At 41.8% G+C, this 23,649-nt stretch carries 15 protein-coding genes; 6 read left to right on the top strand and 9 right to left on the bottom strand.

The features are described from left to right. Nucleotides 1-54: 54 nt before the first annotated feature. Genes ACU0NF_RS09180 through ACU0NF_RS09170 form a run of 3 tightly spaced genes read left to right on the top strand, consistent with a single transcriptional unit; the run spans nt 55 to nt 4,873 of the window. Complete coding sequence (locus tag ACU0NF_RS09180) at nt 55-1,551, top strand: TolC family outer membrane protein (protein ID WP_445660913.1); 1,497 nt, start codon at nt 55-57, stop codon at nt 1,549-1,551. After that, nucleotides 1,548-3,686, top strand: coding sequence for a type I secretion system permease/ATPase (locus ACU0NF_RS09175; protein WP_445660912.1), 2,139 nt, complete (start codon nt 1,548-1,550; stop codon nt 3,684-3,686). Before ACU0NF_RS09180 ends, ACU0NF_RS09175 begins: the two co-directional genes overlap by 4 nt. Further along, nucleotides 3,683-4,873, top strand: coding sequence for an HlyD family type I secretion periplasmic adaptor subunit (locus ACU0NF_RS09170; protein ID WP_445660911.1), 1,191 nt, complete (start codon nt 3,683-3,685; stop codon nt 4,871-4,873). Before ACU0NF_RS09175 ends, ACU0NF_RS09170 begins: the two co-directional genes overlap by 4 nt. Nucleotides 4,874-5,209: 336 nt before the next feature. On the opposite strand, the gene ACU0NF_RS09165 is transcribed toward ACU0NF_RS09170, so the two are convergent. Beyond that, nucleotides 5,210-9,880 (bottom strand): SwmB domain-containing protein, encoded by a 4,671-nt coding sequence (locus ACU0NF_RS09165; RefSeq protein ID WP_445660910.1) that lies wholly within the window; start codon nt 9,878-9,880, stop codon nt 5,210-5,212. A gap of 1,171 nt (nt 9,881-11,051) precedes the next feature. Between ACU0NF_RS09165 and ACU0NF_RS09160 the strand changes: the two genes are divergently transcribed. The 3 genes from ACU0NF_RS09160 to ACU0NF_RS09150 all read left to right on the top strand — a co-directional run bounded on the left by ACU0NF_RS09160 (nt 11,052) and on the right by ACU0NF_RS09150 (nt 13,237). Next, nucleotides 11,052-11,651, top strand: coding sequence for an IMPACT family protein (locus ACU0NF_RS09160; protein WP_445660909.1), 600 nt, complete (start codon nt 11,052-11,054; stop codon nt 11,649-11,651). Beyond that, a complete protein-coding gene (locus ACU0NF_RS09155) occupies nt 11,644-12,273 on the top strand; it encodes a DapH/DapD/GlmU-related protein (protein ID WP_445660908.1) in 630 nt (209 codons plus the stop codon). The genes ACU0NF_RS09160 and ACU0NF_RS09155 overlap by 8 nt, the downstream gene beginning before the upstream one ends. 121 nt (nt 12,274-12,394) lie before the next feature. Then, nucleotides 12,395-13,237 carry a universal stress protein gene (locus ACU0NF_RS09150; protein ID WP_131318783.1) on the top strand — a complete coding sequence of 281 codons (843 nt, stop codon included), beginning with the start codon at nt 12,395-12,397 and terminating at the stop codon, nt 13,235-13,237. Between the two features lie 143 nt (nt 13,238-13,380). On the opposite strand, the gene ACU0NF_RS09145 is transcribed toward ACU0NF_RS09150, so the two are convergent. From ACU0NF_RS09145 to ACU0NF_RS09110, 8 genes are all read right to left on the bottom strand, one after another. Continuing rightward, nucleotides 13,381-14,046: an O-methyltransferase gene (locus ACU0NF_RS09145; RefSeq protein ID WP_171538323.1), complete on the bottom strand. Its 666-nt coding sequence runs from the start codon at nt 14,044-14,046 to the stop codon at nt 13,381-13,383. 150 nt (nt 14,047-14,196) lie between these two features. Beyond that, the gene (locus ACU0NF_RS09140; RefSeq protein WP_131266534.1) at nt 14,197-14,919 is read right to left on the bottom strand and encodes a D-Ala-D-Ala carboxypeptidase family metallohydrolase; all 723 of its coding nucleotides are present in this window, start codon (nt 14,917-14,919) and stop codon (nt 14,197-14,199) included. A 144-nt stretch (nt 14,920-15,063) separates the two neighbouring features. After that, nucleotides 15,064-15,387 (bottom strand): ferredoxin FdxA, encoded by a 324-nt coding sequence (fdxA, locus tag ACU0NF_RS09135; protein WP_004651686.1) that lies wholly within the window; start codon nt 15,385-15,387, stop codon nt 15,064-15,066. 205 nt (nt 15,388-15,592) lie between these two features. Next, entirely contained in the window at nt 15,593-18,244 is a 2,652-nt protein-coding gene (mutS, locus tag ACU0NF_RS09130; RefSeq protein ID WP_445660907.1) for a DNA mismatch repair protein MutS, read from the bottom strand. Nucleotides 18,245-18,682: 438 nt separating this feature from the next. Beyond that, nucleotides 18,683-20,692: an esterase/lipase family protein gene (locus ACU0NF_RS09125; protein WP_445660906.1), complete on the bottom strand. Its 2,010-nt coding sequence runs from the start codon at nt 20,690-20,692 to the stop codon at nt 18,683-18,685. 130 nt (nt 20,693-20,822) lie between these two features. After that, on the bottom strand, nt 20,823-21,794 hold the full coding sequence (locus ACU0NF_RS09120) for an ABUW_2363 family tetratricopeptide repeat lipoprotein (protein WP_445660905.1): 972 nt from the start codon (nt 21,792-21,794) through the stop codon (nt 20,823-20,825). Between the two features lie 182 nt (nt 21,795-21,976). Then, complete coding sequence (gene cysE, locus ACU0NF_RS09115) at nt 21,977-22,783, bottom strand: serine O-acetyltransferase (RefSeq protein WP_131266525.1); 807 nt, start codon at nt 22,781-22,783, stop codon at nt 21,977-21,979. After that, nucleotides 22,776-23,633, bottom strand: a complete 858-nt coding sequence (locus tag ACU0NF_RS09110) for an RNA methyltransferase (RefSeq protein WP_445660904.1) — start codon at nt 23,631-23,633, stop codon at nt 22,776-22,778. Before ACU0NF_RS09110 ends, cysE begins: the two co-directional genes overlap by 8 nt. Nucleotides 23,634-23,649: the final 16 nt, after the last annotated feature.

Here is a 23,649-nt window from a genome sequence, read left to right as displayed (position 1 = left end):
ACTCAAATGATGTTAAAAAATCAATCTAAAGTAGTTTTGCGGCAAAATCTATATATGCGGAGCATGCAGTGTTTGATATGTATGATGCCTTTACATATAAACTATGCACATGCAGACGGTTCAAAAGATTTTATGCAATCGGTCAAGTCTGGGATCAGTCAAATTTTTGTTCCTAAACCTGATGAAAACTATAATAAAGCCAATATTCACACCCTCAGTAACTTTCAGTTAGATACCTCAAAAGTTCAAGAATTGCCTGTAATACAGGGCTCTGGTCGGACACTGGCTTTCTCTAAAAATAAACCGATGTATCAACCTGTTAGCCAATTAAGCTTCAATGAAACCATTCTTCGGGCATTACAGCGCAGTCCGGATGTTTCACAGAGCGTTTCGGTTTTAGCTGGACAGGGTGCTTATATTGATGTTGCCAAAGCCGGGTATTATCCTCAGCTTTCAGGCGGATTGTCCACGGGAGACTTAAGTTCCGGTGAACGTGGACGCCAGCTGATCAGTCTGAATGCCACGCAAATGCTCTACGATTTTGGCAAGGTTAAAAGTGGGGTGGATATTGAACAGGCAAAGCTTGCGGCTGAACAGGCCAATGTTTTGCTAAGCATCGATAATGTGGCCTATGAAACTGCCAATGCGATTGTGAATATTAAGCGCTATCAGGAAATCACCCAAATTGCACAGCAGCAGATTAACGGCATTTCACGCATTGCAGAAATTGCTAATTTAAGAGCACAGGCGGGGATTAGTACCCAGGCTGACCCCGTTCAGGCACGTGCAAATTTAGAAGCTGCACAGGCCAATTTAGTGGTGCAGCAAACGCAGCTGAAAAAATTTCAGCAGAAATTACGCACATTATTGGGTGCGGATGTGACCGGTCAGGATTGGGCTATTCCAGAGCGTGTGGTGAGGGATTCCGATTTATACCGTGATCCAGAATTTAACCAAATTCCAAGCATGATTGCGGCACAGGCACAGATCGAAGTTGCCAAATTTCAAAAGCAACAATCAAAATTAACTAACTATCCAACTTTGAGTGTTAAAGGTTCACTCAGTCAGGCATTAAATGGCCGTAATCCCAATAATAATGAAGATGATGGGATGTATAACTCGATCATGCTGGAAGCGAGCAGTAATTTGTATCAGGGAGGGGCAAAAGCATCCCAGACCCGCGCTGCCAGTTATGCCGAGGAAGCTGCAAAAGCAAAGGTCAATTCAGTCTATCTGGATGTGCTCGATGAAATCCGGGTATTACGTGAAGAAATCGAAAATAAGCAGCATCTAATGACTATTCTGATGGCGCGCAAGGAAACCTCAATTCGTACCCGAGAGCTGTATCAGGAGCAATATAAACTCGGGACGCGTTCCGCGGTTGACTTGCTCAATGCAGAACAGTCCATTCACAGTGCAGCTCAGGAAATCGAAAATGCACGTTACGACATTTATGATGCAATTGTGAGATACATTACGGTTACAGGACGTTCTCGTGATCTCTATGATCTTAATAATATTCCAATTCAGGGGTTTGAGATTCAGCCATGAATAATAAAAACAATTATCAGCCTTGGCTTCAAGCGGTACTTACGATTGCCAAACATTATCGTATAGAGCCCTCTGAAGAACGTATCCGTTTACAGCTAGACTGGAATCCTAACCAGAATATTGATGACATTCTGGCACTGATTACGCGTCAGGTCGGCATGAGTATGCGTAAGTCTGCATTCACTCAAGATTTAATCAATCCGTGGCGTCTTCCGGTTGTCGTGGAATTTCATGATGGTCAGGTCGGGGTTGTTGAAAAGGTCGATGCTGAAGGCAATGCCAATATCCAGCTGAGTGGTGATCAGGGGCTTGCGCAGACTTTAACCCTGGATGTGCTGCAGTCCAATATTCGTCATGTCTATATTCTTCGACCAGAAAAATCCGTGCCAGATGCGCGGGTGGACGAATACATCAAACCTTATGAAAGCAGCTGGTTCTGGACCATTGTATTACGTGACTGGAAACGTTATGTCGATGTAATGTTTGGCTCCATGATTGCCAATATTCTGGCCCTGGCGACTGTTGTTTTTTCCATGAATGTCTATGACCGGGTGATTCCGGCACAATCCATTCCCACTTTATGGGTACTGGCCGGTGGTGTACTGATTGCTGCAATTTTTGAATTCAGTTTGCGGGTCGCACGAATTTACCTGTCAGATATTATTGGCAAGCGTGCAGATTTAAGAATATCGGACCGGGTTTTTGGTCATGCTTTAAGAATTAAAAACAGTGAACGCTCCAAATCTACAGGCACGTTTATTTCACAGATTCGTGAGCTTGAAGGTGTACGTGAACTGGTAACCTCCACCACAATTTCAGCGATTGCCGATTTACCTTTCTTTCTGCTGTTTTTGGGAATTTTCTGGCTGATTGGTGGCAACCTGTTCTGGGTGATGCTTCTGGTTGTACCTTTAATGATTCTGCCTGGAATTTTGGCACAAAAACCTTTGGCGAAACTGGCCAGTGAAGGCATGCGCGAAGGTGCAGTCCGTAATGCGATGCTGGTGGAAGCAGTCCAAGGCATTGAAGATATCAAGCTATTGCGTGCTGAAGCCAGATTCCAGAATCAGTGGAATCACATGAATGAATCATCTGCGGATGTTTCAATGCGTCAACGTAAAATTGTGGGGGTTATGAATGCCTGGACCCAGAAAATTCAGGGTTTGACCTTTGCAATTGTGGTGCTGGTGGGCTGCTTTGCGGTGATGAAAGGTGACATGACCACCGGTGCTCTGGTGGCCTGTTCGATGTTGTCTTCACGCATGCTGGGTCCGATTGCGCAAATTACCGGTGTGCTGGGCCGCTGGCAGCAAGCCAAAGTAGCTAAAAATGGATTGGATGAATTGATGAAAAAACCGGTGGACCAACCGGAGCATGCCCATTTGATTCATCGTCCGGCACTAAATGGTCATTATGAATTAACGGGCGTGACCTTCAAGTATGGCGAGGATGATCCAAAGCCAAGCCTGATGATTCCAAAACTTGAAATCAAACCAGGTGAAAAAATTGCCATTCTTGGGCGCAATGGCGCTGGTAAATCGACACTACTGCAATTGTTGTCAGGCATGCAAACTCCTGTTCAGGGCAAAATCAAACTTGATGGTGTTGAGCTGGGCTTAATCGATCCCTCAGATGTGCGCCGTGATATGGGATTACTGAACCAGAATGCGCATTTGTTCTTTGGTTCGGTGCGTGAAAACTTGACCCTTGGCGCGCCTTTGGCCAGTGATGAAGAAATATTGAATGCTTTGAAAATTACCGGTGCAATTCATTTTGTGCAGGAGAAAAAAGAAGGCTTGGATCATATGATTCTTGAAGGTGGCGTTGGTTTTTCTGGTGGGCAGAAACAGGCACTATTACTGGCGCGTTTACTGATTCGCCAGCCGAATATTCTGTTGCTGGATGAGCCAACGGCATCGATTGATGATGTATCGGAAAAACAACTGATTGACCATTTGAAATTATGGCTTGGTCAACGCACCATGATTGTTGCGACGCATCGTCGTGCAGTACTGGAGCTGGTGGACAGAATTATTGTGGTCAATGATGGCAAGATCGTGATGGATGGACCGCGTGATCAGATTCTCAATCAAAATCAGCCACAGCAACGTCAGGTTGCAGGAGCTAATTCATGAGCGCGAAATCACAGAATCTAAAAAGTAGCATCAAAGTCACTGAGCTTGAACCGCCTTTACCCAAAGCTAGTTTATTTATTTGGATTATCTGTTTGGGTTTAGTCACCTTATTGCTATGGGCATGGTTCTTTAAACTTGAAGAAGTTTCTACCGGAACAGGTAAAGTTGTGCCTTCCTCAAAAGAGCAGACTATTCAGTCTCTTGAGGGCGGTATTCTAACCAAGTTGAATGTCCGTGAAGGTGAAATTGTTAAACAGGGTCAGATCCTGGCTCAGCTTGATCCGACTCGACTGGAATCCAATGTTGGAGAATCGGCTTCATTACTGATGTCTTCACGCGCAACTTCAGCACGTTTAAGAGCTGAAGTGAACGGAACACTGCTTTCTTTTCCTCAGGAAGTGTTAAAAGACACTAAACTGGTGAAGGAAGAAACCGCACTTTATAATTCACGCCGTGCCAATCTGGATGAGTCCATGGCAGGTCTACGTCAGGCTTTAAGTTTGATTGAGCAGGAACTGAGCATGACCGAGCCGCTTGTGGCTAAAGGTGCTGCCAGTGAAGTGGAAGTGTTACGCCTAAAACGTGAAGCCAATAATCTTCGTAATCAAATGAACGATATTCGCAATCAGTATTATGTGAAGTCGCGTGAAGAATTATCCAAAGCTAATACCGATGTAGAAACACAGCAACAAGTGGTGAGAGGGAAGTCGGATACTTTAAGCCGTACGGTTTTCAAGGCACCCATGCGCGGTATCGTCAAGGAAATTGATGTCATGACCATTGGTGGCGTGATTCCACAAAATGGCAAGCTCATGACCATAGTTCCTTTGGATGAGAAATTATTGATTGAAGCGCGAATTTCACCCAGGGATATTGCATTCATTCATCCTGGTCAGGAAGCCCTGGTTAAAGTCACGGCTTATGATTATTCCATTTATGGTGGATTAAAAGGCAAGGTGACGACTATTTCGCCAGATACCATTAGGGATGAAGTGAAGCAGGACCAGTTTTATTACCGGGTTTATATTCGAACCAATACCGATAAATTAACCAATAAAGCCGGTAAGCAATTCAGTATTACCCCGGGTATGGTGGCCACAGTGGATATTAAAACCGGACAGAAATCGGTGCTGGATTATCTGATTAAACCGTTCAATAAAGCGCAAGAAGCCTTACGTGAACGCTAATTAAAAATTGAGAAACCCAATAAAAAATCTCCTTTTTATAGGAGGTTTTTTATTACCTAAATTCTTAGATGAAGTGCAACAGGGATAAATTTGGCTCAGAATCGGAAAAAGGATTTTGCTTGTAAATACCTTGAGAAAAGTTAACTTTCCACCTCAAAATCAAATGACGACACGAAAATTGTGATGATCATGATTATTATGAGGATTCGCCTTGAGCTGATATTAACGTTTTAAATATTTATCCAAAATATAAAAAATCCCGCTAAGTGCGGGATTTATATCTACAAGTGAATTTGATAAGAAAAGATTTCGAAAAACCTTTTCTTATCTGGCTAATCAAATTTGATTATATTTAATCAAATCTTCAAGCACCAAGCTTGTACTGTCTGTGTTTTGCAAAATAATTAGTTCTGTTGGCGTATAGCTTGCATCTGTTACCGAACCATCACGATCGATCATTACAATCGTATCGTCTCCACGCTGGTCGAGTGTTATATAATTCCCAAGATTCGATGCATTTACAGGCTGATCACTCAGCAAAGCCGAAACATCAATTATGTCACCCTCAGCAGCATTAAAGTCAGTCCAGGTATCTGTGTCATTGCCGCCAGTGGCATCAGTATTATTCAGTAAATAGTAGATTGCCGTATCTGCTCCAGCACCACCTGTCAGAAGATCATTGCCTGCACCGCCTTGTAACAGGTTATCTGCGGAGTCATCGGCATAGTTAATGATCTGATTTACAGGATCAATATTGATCGTCAAATCTGCTGAAGCCGTTTCCTCATTCGCCTGCCCCGCATTGCGCGTTACGGTATAGCTAAATACCTCACTGATCGGAGTTCCTTGTCCATTTAAATTATCAGAATTATAAATAAAGCTACCATCATCATAGAGTTTAAGGACTCCATAGGTTCCCTGAATAAGAGTGAACTTGCCATCTGCATCAGTTGAATCGAAAGTTACTGGCATGCCCTTAACTGCAGTTAATACTCCATCACCCCAGTTATCAGCTTGAGTACCATCGACTGAAATTTCCTGAATATTTCCTGTAGCACGATAAGTTTCTCCATTTACTTCGTAGACTTCAGCAGTGGTTCCACCTAATAGAGTTAATGGATTACTCAAAATTTCTTGAGCCACAAGATCCAATAATCCATCGACAGTGGGTAAAACATTATCTAATCCTAAAGGATCAAGTAATGTATTCACTGATCCCAATAAGCTATTTAATCCAGTAGTCAGACCGGTACCTTCGAGCACCGTATCTAGCAGAATATTGCTAACTAACGGTTCTACTAAATTATCAAATAATGCTTGGCCCGCACCATCTACACCAGCCAGTACTCCATTTACTAGACTGTTTAGGACTGTACCTAGTCCAAGCGTAGTTAATAGGAATCCTAATGCACCTCCCGCATTACCTGCAATTATGTCGCCTACAGATGTATTATTTAAATCACCCAATAATGGATTATTCAATAAAGGAGCGAGAATAGTATTAACAGCTCCGGTCAATGTGCCTAAGGCTGGTATGTCAGTAGTTACCTCTAATAACTGGCTGAGTGTCAATTGCTCTAATAGTCCACGAGGATCGGCATCTGGGCCTGTTAAAGCTGTTTCCAGTAGACCTAATACGGTATCTGACACCAGATCATTGACAGTGTTATCACCTAAGCTCGCTAAATCTACAGTAGCCAAAATATCTGCCAGTTGTGAAGAATCACCATAGATAGAAACTTCATAATTACCCGCAGGCAAGTCACTAATATCTAATCTAAGCCCTTGAGCATCTGCAACCCCACCGAGTAGTTCCAATCCTAGTGCACCAGCAACTAATCCTCCTTGACTTGTATCTGCGGCTGCCACCTGAAATTCTTCACCAGTCGTTGTATTTCGCACTACAAAAGTGAAAGCGCCGGCTAAGTCCACTAAATTATCTTGCTGTACAGCAATCACAACATCTTCCGTACCACTATCAATAGTGAAATTCATTACTGCTATTCTTGAATCTCCAGGAAGAACACTAATCAAATCTTGTTCGTCTATTGTCGCAAGTGGTGTAGCTGTATTAATAGTCTTATTAACGAGTAAGGCAGAAATCTCATCATTGGCTAAACTCAGTGGTAGTTCCATATTATTCACTACACCATTCGGTAAGTCAGCTGTATTAAAGCCTGCTGCATCATTACCGGCAGTATCCTGAATGGCGTCGAGATCATTTCCAGCGCTTGGATCGGTATAGACCACATTAACGCTCTGGCCTGCGCTAATCAGCGGATCCGTGATCAGAGTTAGGGTATTTCCATCTGCACTTATACCAGTCACATTGACCACAGTCTGATCAGGTGCTGTACCCACTGTCACCACTAGACTTGCTGCGGGTGGCAGGTTGTCTGTATCCAAGGCTTCATTAAAGCTCAGTTCAATATTGCCGTTTTCATTGACTTCGGCTGCTAGCAGTGTAGGGCCCACAGTATCCGGGGTTGGCTGATCAGAATTATTCACTACACCATTCGGTAAGTCAGCTGTATTAAAGCCTGCTGCATCATTACCGGCAGTATCCTGAATGGCATCGAGATCATTTCCAGCGCTTGGATCGGTATAGACCACATTAACGCTCTGGCCTGCGCTAATTACCGGATCCGTGATCAGGGTGAGGGTATTTCCATCTGCCCTCATACCAATCACATTGACCGCAGTTTGATTTGGTGCTGTACCGACTGTCACCACAAGGCTCGCTACAGGTGGCAGGTTGTCTACATCCAAGGCTTCATTAAAATTGAGTTCAATATTACCGTTTTCATTCACTTCAGCATCAATGAGTACCGGTGCATCTACATCTGGAGTTTGCTGTTCCGAGTTATTTTCAACTCCGCCTACATCGGCTGCATCAAATCCTTCCAGCACATTGCCGTCCGAATCCTGAATCCCTTGTGTATTTCCCGGTGTGCTGTCGCTATAGCTCACTTCAACCACTTGACCTTGAGTGATTTCAGGATCGGTGATCAGGGTGATGGTACTGCCATTGATAAGAAGGTCTATCAACGGAACTGCTGTACCATCCACAGTCACGGTGAAATCATCGTTTAATGGATTAGAGGTCGATACATCTTCATTAAAGCTCAGCTCAATGTTGCCGTTTTCATTCACTTCAGCATCGATGAGTACCGGTGCATCCACATCTGGAGTTTGCTGTTCAGAGTTATTTTCAACTCCGCCCACATCGGCTGCATCAAATCCTTCCAGCACATTGCCGTCCGAATCTTGGATACCTTGTGCATTTCCCGGTGTGCTATCGCTATAGCTCACTTCAACCACTTGACCTTGAGTGATTTCAGGATCGGTGATCAGGGTAATGATGCTACCATTGATAAGAAGGTCTATTACCGGAACGGCTGTACCATCCACAGTCACGGTGAAATCGTCATTTAATGGATTAGAGGAAGATACATCTTCATTGAAACTGAGTTCAATGTTGCCATTTTCATTCACTTCAGCATCGATGAGTACCGGTGCATCCACATCTGGAGTTTGCAGTTCAGAGTTGTTTTCAACTCCGCCCACATCAACTGCATCAAATCCTTCCAGCACATTGCCGTCCGAATCCTGGATCCCTTGTGTATTTTCTGGCGTGCTGTCGCTATAGCTGACTTCAACCACTTGGCCTTGAGTGATTTCAGGATCTGTGATCAGGGTGATGATGCTGCCATTGATCAGGATCTCCGTTACCGACACTGCCGTCCCATCCACAGTCACGGTGAAATCATCATTTAATGGATTAGAACCTGAGACATCTTCATTAAAGCTCAGTTCAATGTTGCCGTTTTCATTCACTTCTGCATCGATGAGTACCGGTGCATCTACATCTGGATACTGCTGATCAGAATTATTCACGATACCATTCGGCAAGTCAGCCGTGTTAAAGCCTGCTGCGTCATTACCGGCAATATCCTGAATGGCATCGAGATCATTTCCAGCGCTTGGGTCGGTATAGACTACATTGACGCTCTGGCCTGCGCTAATTACCGGATCAGTGATCAGGATTAGGATATTTCCATCTGCAATAGTATCGATCACATTGATCGCAGTTTGATTTGGTGCTGTACCGACTGTCACCACTAGGCTCGTTGCAGGTGGCAGGTTGTCTGCGTCCAAGGCTTCATTAAAACTGAGTTCAATATTGCCGTTTTCATTGACTTCAGCACTGAGTAGTGTAGGGGCGGTAGTGTCTGGATTTTTTACCCCTCCCACTGCATCAGAATCGAGACCGTCTAATACATTGCCTTCCGAGTCTTTGATACCTTGATCATTATTTGGCGTACTATCTTGATAATCAATAGTAACGTCTTGGCCATCCTGAATCGCTGGCTCAGTGACCAATGTAATCTTATCGCCCTCTACGATGATATTAGTGACTGGAATTTCTTCGCCATCCACGATTACAGTAAAATCCTCAGGACGTGGATTTGAACCATTTACATTCTCATTAAAGCTTAATTCAAGCTGACCATTTTCATTAACAATGATGCCGGTTAATTTAGGTGGGGTATTGTCTCGACTTCCGGAATCGGAATCACCACCAGAAGAACCTCCTGAACCTGCAGCAGCGGCAATGGCTCCAATCGCTAGAGCGCCGCCCAGCCAAGGTAGAATTCCGGCAGCCATATTTGTGCTTTCGACAGTGCCTTCTGTGAGGGGATGATAAAGGATAGTGTCCAGCATTTCGCCATTTTGATCAGTAAACTCTGCCCAATATAATTTTCCTTCATTCTCAAAAACAATTCGATTAGCATCCACCGGATAGTCGAAATAGTTTTCAATAATGATGCTTTCGCCATTTTTGAGCTGAATAACTGCAGAATTTCCTTGACGAGTAATAGTCACCACTTCATCAATATCTGCATTTACCTGAATGACTGAATTTTGTGTGAGTTTCACAATATTATTATCAATATTCTGAAGGACTTCTCCATTTTGCGCGGATAGTATTTTAATCGTAGCCATATCGACTCTCCCACCTTTTTATAATGTATTTATTTCTGGAAATTAACCAAATTTAAATAACATTAAAATTGAGAATTGAGAATCGCGAAAAAATCGCTTTTAAAGCGTTTTAAATTTTTGATAAATCATTAATTAAAAACTTAGAAATTATAATTTAATGAATTTAAAAGAATTAATTTATAATTCCTTAAGTGTAATAAGGGATTTTATGAGACTTAAAACGCAATAAAATTATTATAATGTGTTAAATATCACATAATAAACTGTGTTATAGATATGTAAGCTTGGATTCAATTTATTACACAAATCAACAAATGTTAAATTATTTTAACTAAAGGAAACATTAAGGGGTTAAGAGAAAGATCTATTTATTTTATATGGATGTTTAATTGGATTAATAAATGCTAATAAAAGCTTAAATAATTTAATTTCTTATATATTAAGGTCTTAAGTTCATGAGAAAATTTAGAAATTATTCTTTTAACAGATGCTATTTAAAATAATGGCACATTTGTGTGAACCGTGAATCTAGACTAAAAATTATGGAGCATAATTATTCGAATTTATTAATATAAGCCTTAGATTTTAATGTTAAAAAAATCTATTTTTTTAATCCCAAGAATAAATAGCAGGATTTAAATTTTTATCCCCTATACACATAATTTGCTAAAGAGCTGGCTCAGCAATTCTTGTCCTGATTTCATTTTATACGTCATATACATCCGCGATTAACGGATCAGAATTTGTTGTCGATGGAGGAGCCATTTCTATAGTTTAACTCATCGCTTTTAGCTTTGAATAATTCCTTAGATTACGTTCTTTTTAATCTCTTAAATTCTCTGACCAAGTTAAACAGAGATTCATTTCAAGTCGAAAGTCAGATTGGATACATTTTTTGCTTCCGACCAATCAACCAATCAACCAATCAACCAATCAACCAATCAAAATCTAAGTTGCAGCATGAATTCTATTTATTTCACTCCATCATAAAGCGATCAGATTGACGCTTTATTTCTACAGGTTTTGCTAAGCGATATATGACACTTAGACTGGAACTTAGCGCATAGATTATTGCCAGAGTATGAGGTTGCCTTTAAATGCTGATCTAAGTTAGCTACAGAGGTTTGAAAACACGTTATAATTTTACAGTGATTTTTTTATTGTCAGATTTATGCCATTTACGATTGCCTCACCAGTTAGTTTCGAAGAAGACATCAAGAAAAGTCGCTTTCAAGCCATTGCAGTGCCGGTGGAAAATGAACAGGCGGTCAAGGATTTTCTGGAAACCCATAAAGATCTCACCACAACGCATCAATGTTGGGCATGGAAAATTGGACATAATATCCGCTTTAATGACGATGGTGAACCCTCTGGAACTGCGGGAAGACCGATTTTGGCAACCATTGAAGGCAATGAGTTGACCAATATTCTGGTGTTGGTGAATCGCTGGTATGGTGGAATTAAACTCGGAACAGGTGGCCTGGTTCGCGCTTATGGTGGTTGTGCCGGACAATGTCTATTAATGGCTGAAAAAATTGAACTGATTGAAAAGAAAAAGGTCAGTTTTGCCTGCCAGTTTAATGAATGGTCGATCTTTCAATATGAACTCAATCAGCAGCAAATCGAATTTAAACAAGACTATACCGCGACCGGCGTACAAGTCGAAGCTTTACTGCAAATTCATCAAATAGAACCCTTGTCCTTGAAAATTCAGGATGTGACTCGCGGTCGTGAACAACTCAAAATTGTAGAAGAACCACAGAATGACTGAACAAGATCCACTGTTAAAATATCGTGAACAGCACAAGCATCGTCTGAACTATATGCCGTGGTTATATTGGTCATTAAAACCGAAAAACCGGGCTTGGGCTGAAGCATGGCAAAAAGAATATCAAGCCTATTTAATGCAAATGGAAACGGTCGAAATAGGTGAAAACTGTTTTATTTCACCGCTGGCGCATATTTTTGCCGAGCCGGGGCGGAAAATTGTGATTGGGGATAATACCTTTATTGCAGCAGATTGTACTTTGCATGGACCCTTGGAAATTGGCAATGAAGTTGCAATTAACCATCATTGCATTCTAGATGGCGGGCGTATGGGGATCAAGCTGCATGATCAGGTCCGTATCGCTGCATATTGTCATTTGTATGCCTTTGACCATGGCATGGAGTTAGAGCAGCCAATTTATCAGCAACCTGTCCGTTCGAAGGGAATCGAGATTGGTCAGGATGTCTGGTTGGGTGCACATGTGGGCGTGAAAGATGGCATAAGCATTGGATCGCATGCTGTGGTTGGAATGAATAGCATGGTCACAAAAGATGTAGAAAAAGCGGCTATCGTTGCGGGCAATCCTGCAAAATTTATCCGTTATCGCGATCAAAAAGTTCAATAAAATTAGGATGAATTGCCGAGTAAGTTTAATTACATAAAAGCATGCACAGTCTGGAATAGATATGCTAAGTTAAAAATAACAAATAGACTTAAAGCCTTTAATGGCGAAAAGCGAGGCGAAAATGAAACGTGTAATCGCTTGTATTGATTCTTCTCCGTGTGTCAATGCAGTTGCAGAAGCTGCCGCATGGGTTGCAAAGCAGACACAACGTGAATTGGTGTTATTACAGGTTTTAGATTATTACCCTGCCAGTTATCACTTAGGGGAAATAAGTGGGGTAATTGGTTTTGAAAGTAATGCAATGTTACTCAAAGAACTGGCTGAACTTGAACAAAAACAAAGTGAACTAGCGCTCAATTATAGCAATAACTTGCTCAATCATATTAGTGAAATGATTCAGCAAAAGTACGGTTTAACTGCTTCGCATCTACAAGAAAAAGGCGATTTTTTAGAGCAAAGTTTTAATGTGCTTAGAGATGACGACATTACCATTATTGGTCGAGTCGGGGAGCGTTCTGCAGAACGGAATAAACCCATCGGCAGTAATGTTGAAAACTTTATTCGCGGCGCTAACTGTACCATTATGACGGTGGGTGAAAACTTCAAGCCACCCACACGATTTATTTTTGCTTATGAATATTCGCCAACATGCGTCAATTTGATGAAGCGAATTGCACAAAGTGATTTATTAAGACTTTTACAGTGTCATGTGCTTTATGTGGGGGATCATCCAGAAATATTGAATGAACCTGCACAATATTTACGCGAAGCAGGACTCGATGTGGTCATGGAATATCGTTATGGAGATGTTTCTGAAAATATACTTGAATATCAGAGTGAACATGGGATACAACTGATTGTACTGGGCGCATTTAGCCACAGTAAAATTCACCAGTTCTTTTTGGGCAGTGTTGCAACGACTATTTTCCGAAATTCAACGGTACCGTTGTTGGTGGTCAAATAAGCACAAGCGTGGCTTGGAGCGGTTGATTAAAGATTAGTCATAGTTATCCGCATAACTTGTGGATAACTATATGGATAGTGTATGTAAATTACTAATAAATAAATAAAAAAACAGTACGATTGTTTTTTGATCTTTGTGTCAAATTATTTCACTATAGCCAATGCAAAGCCATCATGGCCTTTGCTGCCTACAGTTTGTAACGCTGTACACGACAAGATTCGAGGATGGTTCTGTAAAGCGACAAACATTTCTCGGATACCTTCAATACTCGGTTTATGATTTTCAGGATTGATGATTTCGCCTCCACGAATGACATTATCCAGCACAATAATGGTTCCCGAATGAGACAAGTCCAAGCTTAATTCTAGATATTCCGGGTAACTCTGTTTATCGGCATCAATAAAGATAAAATCAAAAGCCTCGAAATCCGCAGGCAAGGCCTTTAATACATCAGCTGCACGTCCCACTTTCAGGTCAATGGTTTGCGGCAACTTGGCATTGTCAATATTTTCCTGGCCCAACGCTGCGTGTGTATCACGACCTTCAATCGTTAAAATATAACCATCTTCAGGAAGCGCACGTGCCAGCCACATGGTGCTATAGGCAGCAAAAGTACCCAATTCTAGCACACGCTTGCATTTGTTCATCTGAATGAGCATTTGCAGCAGCATGCCCTGATTGGGAGCTACTGCAAGGTGATCTGGAAAACCTCTTTCTTCAGTATTTTTTAATGTCTGTAGAAGAATAGGGTCTTCTGGAATTAAATGTGAATCGATGTAAGCATCAATCTCTGTCCACATTTGTTGCATAGTTTCGTCACCTTTTTTACGATGCAAGCATTTTAAACCTTTCCATTCAGAGTGCAATTTATCGTTTAAATTTATTGAAAATAAGACAATAAAAAAGAGATCATCAAGATCTCTTTTTATCTGAACTAACTTCGAGTCATTGTATCTAGATTAGTAATTACACATAGAGGAATGACGTGATAAGTCAGGTCCCCAAGTACGATAGCCTTGAGTATCAATATGGATTTGACCTGAAGCATATAATCCAAGTCCCATATTCAGGCTTTGACCATGTTGTGCCCAGAATTGGCATAATTTAAATTTGGTATTTTCGATAAAAGCATAATCTTCAGGTTGAGGATATGCAGGTCCAATACGGAAATCGATTGCCGAATTAAATAAGTGACGTGATGAATTTGCCCCGCCAGCACACTGGTTAAGGGGTAAATCACGATAAACCGAAGTGACTTCGAAATCGGTAAGCACTTTGGCTGCAACCAAATATTTAAATACACGCAAGGTCGAAACTTGATTGTTCCACAATTCACGGTTTGGAATCATATATTGTGAACGAGAACATTTTTGCCAATCCCGTGCCGTACGCATGAGTTCAAAACTTGGAATAATATTGCCTACGCCATTTTGTTCAAGAAACACTTCATATTCGCGCACGCGTCGTAAATTATCGCCTATGGCAGCCCAAGCGCTATAAGCATAAGGAACTGTTTTAGGTGGGATTGGGCGTTCAATAATGATGCGTTCTTGGGGAATGAAGATCCGTTTTCCGTCGGGAGTCGTGGTGGTACGTCCTTGTTTCTGAGGAGATGTGGTACATCCAATCATGACAAGTGGGATTAAACCGAACCCGATTAATCCCTTGAGAAAATGCTTCATTATAGAAATCAAATATTTATAAATACGTGCGTTATTTTAATATAATTTTGTGGATAAAATTTGGAAAAATTGCAATCAAATGTTTTTTTAAGTATAAAAAAAGATCAGCATTTGCTGATCTTTTTTCGAAGTTTGAGGACAGGATTACTTTTCCAAGTATTGTAACTTGTCAGCTTTACCATTCCATTCTTCACGGTCAGCAGGTTGATCCCCAATCTGGGTGATGTTCGGCCATTTTTGTGAAAGTTCAGTATTGAGTTCAATAAAGACTTCTTGACCTTCTGGCAACTCATCTTCCGAGAAAATAGCATTTGCAGGACATTCAGGTTCGCAAAGTGCGCAGTCAATACATTCATCAGGATTGATGACGAGGAAATTTGGACCTTCGTAGAAACAATCCACTGGACAAACTTCTACGCAGTCTTGGTATTTACATTTAATACAATTTTCAGTGACAACAAAGGTCATGGCGACAGCTACCTAAAAAATATGGTTCTAATTACTCTTGCTGTATTCTAGGCAAAAACGCATGTAACTAACAATTGCTTTTATTGATATTTGTTATATATAGGGCTGTTAATTTTGATAAAAACTGAACATCTGCTTAAATAGGGTATCTAAATGAAAAAGACTCCTATTTAGGAGTCTTTGACTTATTTGCAATGATTTTAAATTAAGCTTCTAGGGCATCTTTCAAAGCATAGATTTGTTGCAGGGCTTCACGTGGTGAAAGACTGTCGACATCTAAAGCCCTCAACAGATTCAGCGCTGGCACATCTTTTTCCACTTCAACAACCCGTTCAGTCACTTCAATAGACGGCTCATCTGCTACACTAAATAAATCGTTTTGTACTGCTTTATTGAGTTGCTGATGTTGCTGTTTCTCCAAAATCTTTAAACGATTTTGGGCTTCTTTAATCACACTGGCAGGAATACCGGCTAATTTAGCCACTTGAAGACCATGACTTTGACTTGCAGGGCCATACTGGACTTTGTGCAACAGAATTAAATTACCGTTCAATTCCTTGGCTGTGACATGGTAGTTATCAATGCCAGGCTCTTTGCCCAGTTCAGTGAGTTCAAAATAATGAGTCGCAAATAAGCACAGGCATTTAATACGTTTACTCAGGTCAATCACACAGGCCCACGCCAAAGATAAGCCATCGTAGGTACTGGTACCACGACCGACTTCATCCATCAGCACCAAAGACTGGTTGGTGGCATGATGCAGAATTTGTGAAGTTTCGGTCATTTCTACCATAAAGGTCGATTTGCCAGTCGATAAATCATCTGCTGAACCAATACGGGTAAAGACCCGATCAATTGGACCTAGTACTGCGGATTTGGCAGGGACATAGCATCCACAATAAGCCAATAAACTAATCAGTGCGGTTTGACGCATAAAAGTGGATTTACCACCCATGTTTGGCCCCGTCACAATGGCCATACGGTGATTAAAATCTAAAGTCGTATCATTTGGGGTAAAGGCAGTTTTACTTAAGGCTTCAACCACAGGGTGGCGACCGGCGATAATTTTCACCCCAATTTCAGGGCTAAATTCTGGACGTGACCAGTTGCGTAAACGTGCCTGATGGGCAAAATTGGCCAGCATATCAATTTGTGCAATCGCGCTGCTCATCATTTGTAAATTGCCGATATCTTGGCGTAATTCATCTAGCAGCATTTCAAACAGCATTTTTTCACGCGCCAGCGCACGAGATTCACTGGATAACACTTTATCTTCAAAAGACTTGAGTTCTGGCGTGATATAGCGCTCTGCATTTTTTAAGGTCTGGCGACGAATGTAATGATCCGGTGCCTGATCTGCTTGCGCGCGGGTCAGTTCAATGTAGTAGCCACTGACACGGTTATAGCCAATTTTAAGGGTGGAAACCCCTGTATTTTCACGCTCTTGAGTTTCTAGGTCAATGAGGAACTGACCTGCATGATCACGAATTTTACGCAGTTCATCCAGTTCGCTGTCAAAACCTTCGGCAATGACATTGCCATCCCGCAGTAATACCGGTGGATGTTCAACAATGGCGGACATCAGGCGTTGGTATAATCCCTTAAAATCACCTAATTCCTGATCCAATTGCTGAATTAAGCCAGATTGCTGGGCTTGGGTAATCGGCTGGATGGCATGGCGTAATAAAGGAATTTGCGCACAGGCTTGACGCAACTGTACCAAATCACGCGGACGTGCACTGCCTAAAGCGATACGGCTCAGCACACGTTCAATATCACTGATGTCTTTCAGTACCAAGCGAATAGGTGATTCATGATAACCATTCAGCATCGCTGCCGTTGCATCTAGGCGAGCATCGAGTAATTTGGTATCACGCAGCGGCTGCATTAAGGTACGGCTGAGTAAACGCCCACCCATAGCCGTTTGACAGTCGTTGATCAGTTGAAACAGCGATGTGCCATGATCAAACAAGGGTTCAACCAATTCTAAATTACGACGCGTAACGGGATCGAGTGCAATAAAGTCACTGCTTTGTTCCAGTTGAATGGAACGGATATGCGGTAAAGCGGTTTTTTGGGTTTCTTTGGCATAGTGAATCAGTGCGGCTGCAGAGGCTTTTGCCAATGGCAAATGATCAATACCGAAACCGGATAGTGTCGATACGGCTAACTGATCACATAAGGTTTTTTGCGCATTATTGACATTGAAATCGACATTTGGACGCTTGGTAACCGGGCACTCAAGTTGCTTTTTAATTTGTTCAATAATATTGGGATCTACAATATCTTCATCCACCAGAATTTCGCTTGGCATTAAGCGAGACAGCTCAATCGCGAGCTGTTCGTGTTGGAAGTCTTGTTGTTGAACCTTAAAAATGCCTGCGCTTAAATCTAACAGTGCAATACCAATCTGATTTTGTTGAATGCAAAGCGCGACCAGATTGGAAGATTGATGACTATTCAGTAGCGCATCATCCGTCAGTGTACCAGGCGTAATAATTCGGACCACACCACGTTCCATGGGTGCTTTACCGCGAGTGCCTGCGCTCTCGCCTTCACCGAGCTGCTCACAGATGACCACGGTTTCGCCTTTCTTGACCAGACGCGCCAGATAACCTTCAGCTGCGTGATAAGGTACGCCCGCCATAGGGATCGGTTCGCCATTGGCTTTGCCGCGATGGGTTAAAGTAATCCCGAGTAATTTTGCAGCTTTATGCGCATCATCAAAAAACAGTTCATAAAAGTCACCCATACGGTAAAACATGAGTGAGTGAGGATGCTGCATCTTGACGCTCATGTACTGCTGCATCATTGGCGTTAAAGTGGAAAGATCAGCCATGATTTCCGGGTAACTCATTGAGGTAAAATCCTTAAATATTTGTATAAATCTAGATCGCTAAAAACTTGGCTGTCTCACCAATTTCAATGTTTTGCATGAAGATAAGTCAATTGATGACTAAGACATTCTGCTTATATTTTTTTGATTTTCTGGCAAGTCGTGCCTATCAAAAAACTTAACTTCATTCGAGTAGCTTATCTTATCAAATTTGCATGAGCAGAGAAAAATGCTTTGCAATAAATACGTAAAAATGAGCAAACAGTTTTTTATTTTTTATGAGAATGTTCAGGATGGGTGAATAGCGCTGTAATTTAGGATCAATATGCTAAATTTGATATATTTTAATGATGTCTAATCATAGCCAAGAATAGCCTAAGCAAATAAATTAAAACCAAATTTAATGGCAGTTCAGTCGATCATGCTGTATGCACATGACCGACTGAAATTGCTTAAGCCTTAAGGTTTATGTAAACCTAATTGGGTCAAATGCAGGCGTAAGATTCGACGCAATTCTAAAATGGCTTCAGGTGTTTCCTGAATCGAATGTCCACCTTTGATGATTTTTTCAGAAACAGCACCGTTTAAATGGGCACTTTTATAGGTAACGACATCGTCGCTAATGATATTCAGATCATCACTATCCGTGATATTGCCCATAATAGAATGGAAGGCGAGACCTTTACGCGGGTTAATATTTTTGGTGAGTTCCATAAATTTTGATTGATGGCTCAAGTCGCTTGGACCATTTTGAATCAGGCCATGATCAATCTGGGTTAATAGATCTTTAACGTCCAGATCCTGATTTTGTATGCTGTCACCGATGGCAGACAGGAATGCACCCGGTATACGAATAATTTTACGCGCTGCCTTGGTAAACCAGCGATCCGCATAATCCGTTCCTGTATGCGGAGATGCGAGAAATATCGCACGATTAAAATTGGGAATATCCTTCATGACCAAGCGCTGTGAGACGATCGGTAATTTCTGGTATTTATTTAACTGGCGGTTGTTCATCATGGCTAGGGCTTTTTTTGTCACATCTGCATCGCTCACCAAAAGCCGGGCAATAATGCCTCCCATACTGTGTCCAACCAGTACGGCATCTTTTTTGGCTGGCACTTTGGCATCTACCTTTGCAAAAGCCTGGGTGAGCAGGGCATAAATCTGGAAGCGACTTTCAATAATCGGCATATTGGTTGAATAGAATACTTGCCAGACCTGGAAATTTTCACGCAGTACTGCGTCACCCATAATGTCATTGGTCAGCCGGATCCATGCTTCTGGACTACTGGCCAAACCATGCACCAATACAATGACTTTTTTATTCGGGTTATAAGGTTCAAGCATATATAAATGCGGCATGGTGAGATGATCATCACGATCAATCAGGGTTAAATATGCTGCTTTCCCCAGATTATTCTGTGCCAGCCACAACCCATACGGGGTCGAGAAGTTAGCCGCAAGCGGATAGGTTTTTCCTGCCAGATCAACTTTCTCATACTTGTATGGATCAAAAGCCTCCAATTCAAACTCGGCCTTATTTAAAATATCCTCAATATTGGTTGCAGATTTCGGTTGGGCGGTAATGGTGGCTGCCAGATAACGCGCTTGATGGATATTCGGATTGACGCCATCTTTGTAGCTAAAATTTATCGGGTCGATAATGTATTTATTTTTACCTTCACCAATCTCGTCCTTCACTTGCGGTAAAACGACGACAAATTCTGAACCGAAACCGTCACGTCGGTTAATGGAACGCAACCCTGAAAAGTTCAGGTTATAACTTGAGAGTAGCTGCTCGATTTTCTGTTCTTTCAGTTGCGGATAATGATCAAAGTTAATGCTGTAGATGCTGTCACCGACTTTAATCCGTTTTTCGACTTGGGTGGGTTTGTGGCGTAGGCCATAAGCTGAAACCAGTTTGGCCAAGGCTAAATTGTAAAAGTCACGTATTTGAACCTGTCTGTTATCAAAAATACGGTCTTGTGGTGCGCGTTTTGTTTTAAACATGTAGGCATAACTGTATCGGATGCTCTTATCCAACATATAAAGTTGTTGGTCTAAACATTTATCATAATTGACTTGCTGGAGCTGTTTTTTTTCTTCTGACTTGGTGCTGGTTAATATACCAATTTTGCAATCACTTGAGTTTTCAAAATTTAAAGCTTTGGCCAAGTAGACTTCACTTGCTGTAGATAATAATTGTTCATCTTGAATTTGGGGAATTTGTTGTAGTTCTCGAATGCACTCTTCAGGTTGATCCGAGCAAATGTTCGCTTCACGCCCCGTCATCGAGAGCACATTTAAGCTCGCTTCACTTAATTTATTGCGCGTTAAAATACTTTCTCGTTCATTGGCGATGGTGACGTTGATGCCCTGACTTTTTACACTGACCACCTGACAGCCAGTGAGGAGATAACTACTGAATAGCGCTGCAAATAAAACTTTGTAGATCTGTTTTGGCATAATAATAGTCTGCAGTATGTATTTATTTGAATTTGATTCATCATACGATAATTCTTCTAATTATCAATCCATACACATAAAAATAGACCGTACTGGACGGCCTATTTTTACTTTAGTCTGGCTTTAAATATTAAGATGCTGGTGTTGCTGGTGTTGCTGGTGTTGCTGGTGTTGCTGGTGTTGCTGGTGTTGGCTGAGCAGGAGCAGCAATGATTTGCCATACATTCCAGCGACCTTGCTTTTCAATCTCAGCAATTAAACGGTCAGCCACTTCAGCTTCTTGCGGATATTTGATTTTATAATTCTTCAAAGTCTGAATCGCATTTTTCTTTTGTTCCATGGCAATATAGTTATTTGCCGCAGATAAATACGCTTCCTGAACACCCGCTTGCATCGCTTTATCTAAATAAGGAATCGCTTCACGTTGGCCGCCACCTTCAGATAGACCAAAACCAAACCAGAAGTTTGCTTCAGCATCTTCTTTGTTGATTTTTAAAATGCGCTGTGCATAAGTTAAAGATTTAGTGGTATAGACCGAACCCAAGTCCAAGTTACGCGCCATCACGCTGGCTTTAAATGCACGAATCAGTACATCAAAAGAGGCATTATCTCGTGATGCCAAAGTATCAAGCTGTTGCGTCAATTCTTTTAACTTGGCTTCAAAACCTTTACGTTCCTGACGTTCAGTAAAACGAGGCGGATAGTGACGTGCCTTACCTTCAACCAATTGCAAGAAGTCATCAATTTCAGTGACATCAATTTCATTTTCACCGGCAAGTACGGCAAATTTCAAATTACGTGCATTGCTGTTTACGGTTGGAATAATCAGCTTGTTCACATCTAAAGTGACTTTCTTGGATGGATCACTTTGAAGATTGACTTCCATTTTAGTCACCGGTTGTGCGGCAGCTTGTTTTAATGCAATTTCAAATGGAGGTGGAGCATCGTAGTTAAATGGATTTAACGCATAGAATGGTGGAGTTAACTCAGGTTCAGTAAAAATAATTGGAGTAGTCGGTTTTGGGTCTTCTTTAGGAGTGGTGCTACACGCAGAAAGTAAAGAAACCGCTATTAATGTACATGCCAAAGGCTTAAGGGTCATATGGATCATCCATTATTTAATTTTAAAATTGATTAGGTTTTGCTGACATTTCATAAATGGCTTGCGCTGTAGGCCAAAATTGAACAGATGAAGTATCAATAAATCCAACTTGCATGTTCGTCAGTCTAAAAAAACTCTGACGAACACACAAGTTAGCAATTGTGAAGATTCACATAAGCACTTTAGGCTTTGGATTGAGTGCTTTGCGCTTCACATTCACGGCGCACATCTTCAATAATTTTAAGTTCTTCAACGCTAAAGGGCTGTTCGTCATGCTGCTTTTTAAATGAAGGATCGAGTAAAGATAAACGCTGACATAAGGTATTCATGCGTTTTTCATTATGTTGAATTCGGTCCAGCAAAACCCGCATACCATCTAGAATAGGATCTGACTGATCTTGTGTTGCCGCATAGGGTTGGAAGCCAATGCTTTCTGCATAATCACGGCGACGTGCTTCTTCATCATCTTTGGGTTTGTCTTTGGTGATAAAGCGCGCTGGATTACCAACGGCTGTGGTATCCGGTGGAACTTCTTTGGTCACAACTGCATTGGAACCGACTTTGGAGTTTTTACCCACGGTAAAGGGTCCAAGAATTTTTGCACCGGCACCGACTACCACACCATCTTCCAGGGTAGGATGACGTTTGCCTTTATTCCAGGTTGTACCGCCCAGGGTCACGCCGTGATAAAGCGTAACATCATCACCAATTTCAGCAGTTTCTCCAATCACCACACCCATACCATGGTCGATAAAGAAACGACGACCAATTTTTGCACCCGGGTGTATTTCAATACCTGTGGCAAAACGGCTAAAAGAAGACAGCAGGCGAGCAGAGCCTTTACACTCTTTTTGCCAAAGTTCATGGGCAATACGATGCATAATCAGTGCATGAATGCCTGGATAAGTGGTTAGAACTTCTAAGGTGTTTCGAGCTGCAGGATCGCGCGCGAATACAGCCTTTATGTCTTCTCTGAGCTGTTTAAGCATTAGGTTGATCCTCTGAAGAATCTGTTATTTTGTCAGTAGATTTTTTCCATTTACCACTATTCATCGCTTGTACACGGGTGAATATTCCACGAAGTAAATGATATTCCATACGGTCTAATTGTATACGTCCAAATAGACGACGCAAGCGTAAAGGCAATAAACGTGGATTTTTTGGATCCATAAATTCAATTTCTGCCAACATTTTTTCAATATGCGGGTAGAACTGTTCCATTTGTTCATGCGTGACCAGAGGTTCATCCCACTGCATGTCAATTTCATTGGTCACATGCATCGTCGCTTCAGGATTTTCTTTCTGTTCGGTCAATGCCATGGCCGCCATGCGCATTTCATAGCAAATCACCTGAATGGCTTGGGCAACATTCAATACGCCATAATCGTTATTGACAGGAATGGTGACGTGATAATTGGCCATCGCCAATTCCTCATTGGTCAAGCCACGGTCTTCACGACCAAATACAATCGCAATTTCCTGTTGATCTTTGACGACTGCGTTGAGCGATTTTTCCGCAGCAGGGCGCGCATCCAGCAAAGGCCATGGAATGGTACGGCTACGCGCACTGGTGCCAAAAACCAGATGGCAGTCTTTAATTGCGTCTTCTAAAGTCGGTACAATTTCAATCTGTTCGATTAAATCGACTGCACCTGCAGCCAAGGCATTAATATCTGGATGCGGATAGGTTTTAGGTTCAACCAGTACCAGCTTGGATAAGCCCATGGTTTTCATCGCGCGTAAAGCACTACCGATATTTGCAGGTAATGTGGTATTGACCATGACAATACGCACATGGGAGAGATGTGCTGAAACAACAGCATTGTCAACTTGACTCATAATGTGTCCGATTTGA

This window comes from Acinetobacter sp. F16 (assembly GCF_052712855.1).
The sequence above is the reverse complement of the archived record's forward strand: the minus strand, read 5'-3'. Positions and strand labels throughout refer to the sequence as shown.

Excerpts from the sequence above, each read along its gene's own strand:
- ACU0NF_RS09180 (WP_445660913.1), top strand. The coding sequence starts at position 55 with ATGCGGAGCATGCAGTGTTTGATATGTATGATGCCTTTACATATAAAC.
- ACU0NF_RS09175 (WP_445660912.1), top strand. The coding sequence starts at position 1,548 with ATGAATAATAAAAACAATTATCAGCCTTGGCTTCAAGCGGTACTTACG.
- ACU0NF_RS09170 (WP_445660911.1), top strand. The coding sequence starts at position 3,683 with ATGAGCGCGAAATCACAGAATCTAAAAAGTAGCATCAAAGTCACTGAG.
- ACU0NF_RS09165 (WP_445660910.1), bottom strand. The coding sequence starts at position 9,880 with ATGGCTACGATTAAAATACTATCCGCGCAAAATGGAGAAGTCCTTCAG.
- ACU0NF_RS09160 (WP_445660909.1), top strand. The coding sequence starts at position 11,052 with ATGCCATTTACGATTGCCTCACCAGTTAGTTTCGAAGAAGACATCAAG.
- ACU0NF_RS09155 (WP_445660908.1), top strand. The coding sequence starts at position 11,644 with ATGACTGAACAAGATCCACTGTTAAAATATCGTGAACAGCACAAGCAT.
- ACU0NF_RS09150 (WP_131318783.1), top strand. The coding sequence starts at position 12,395 with ATGAAACGTGTAATCGCTTGTATTGATTCTTCTCCGTGTGTCAATGCA.
- ACU0NF_RS09145 (WP_171538323.1), bottom strand. The coding sequence starts at position 14,046 with ATGCAACAAATGTGGACAGAGATTGATGCTTACATCGATTCACATTTA.
- ACU0NF_RS09140 (WP_131266534.1), bottom strand. The coding sequence starts at position 14,919 with ATGAAGCATTTTCTCAAGGGATTAATCGGGTTCGGTTTAATCCCACTT.
- fdxA (WP_004651686.1), bottom strand. The coding sequence starts at position 15,387 with ATGACCTTTGTTGTCACTGAAAATTGTATTAAATGTAAATACCAAGAC.
- mutS (WP_445660907.1), bottom strand. The coding sequence starts at position 18,244 with ATGAGTTACCCGGAAATCATGGCTGATCTTTCCACTTTAACGCCAATG.
- ACU0NF_RS09125 (WP_445660906.1), bottom strand. The coding sequence starts at position 20,692 with ATGCCAAAACAGATCTACAAAGTTTTATTTGCAGCGCTATTCAGTAGT.
- ACU0NF_RS09120 (WP_445660905.1), bottom strand. The coding sequence starts at position 21,794 with ATGACCCTTAAGCCTTTGGCATGTACATTAATAGCGGTTTCTTTACTT.
- cysE (WP_131266525.1), bottom strand. The coding sequence starts at position 22,783 with ATGCTTAAACAGCTCAGAGAAGACATAAAGGCTGTATTCGCGCGCGAT.
- ACU0NF_RS09110 (WP_445660904.1), bottom strand. The coding sequence starts at position 23,633 with ATGAGTCAAGTTGACAATGCTGTTGTTTCAGCACATCTCTCCCATGTG.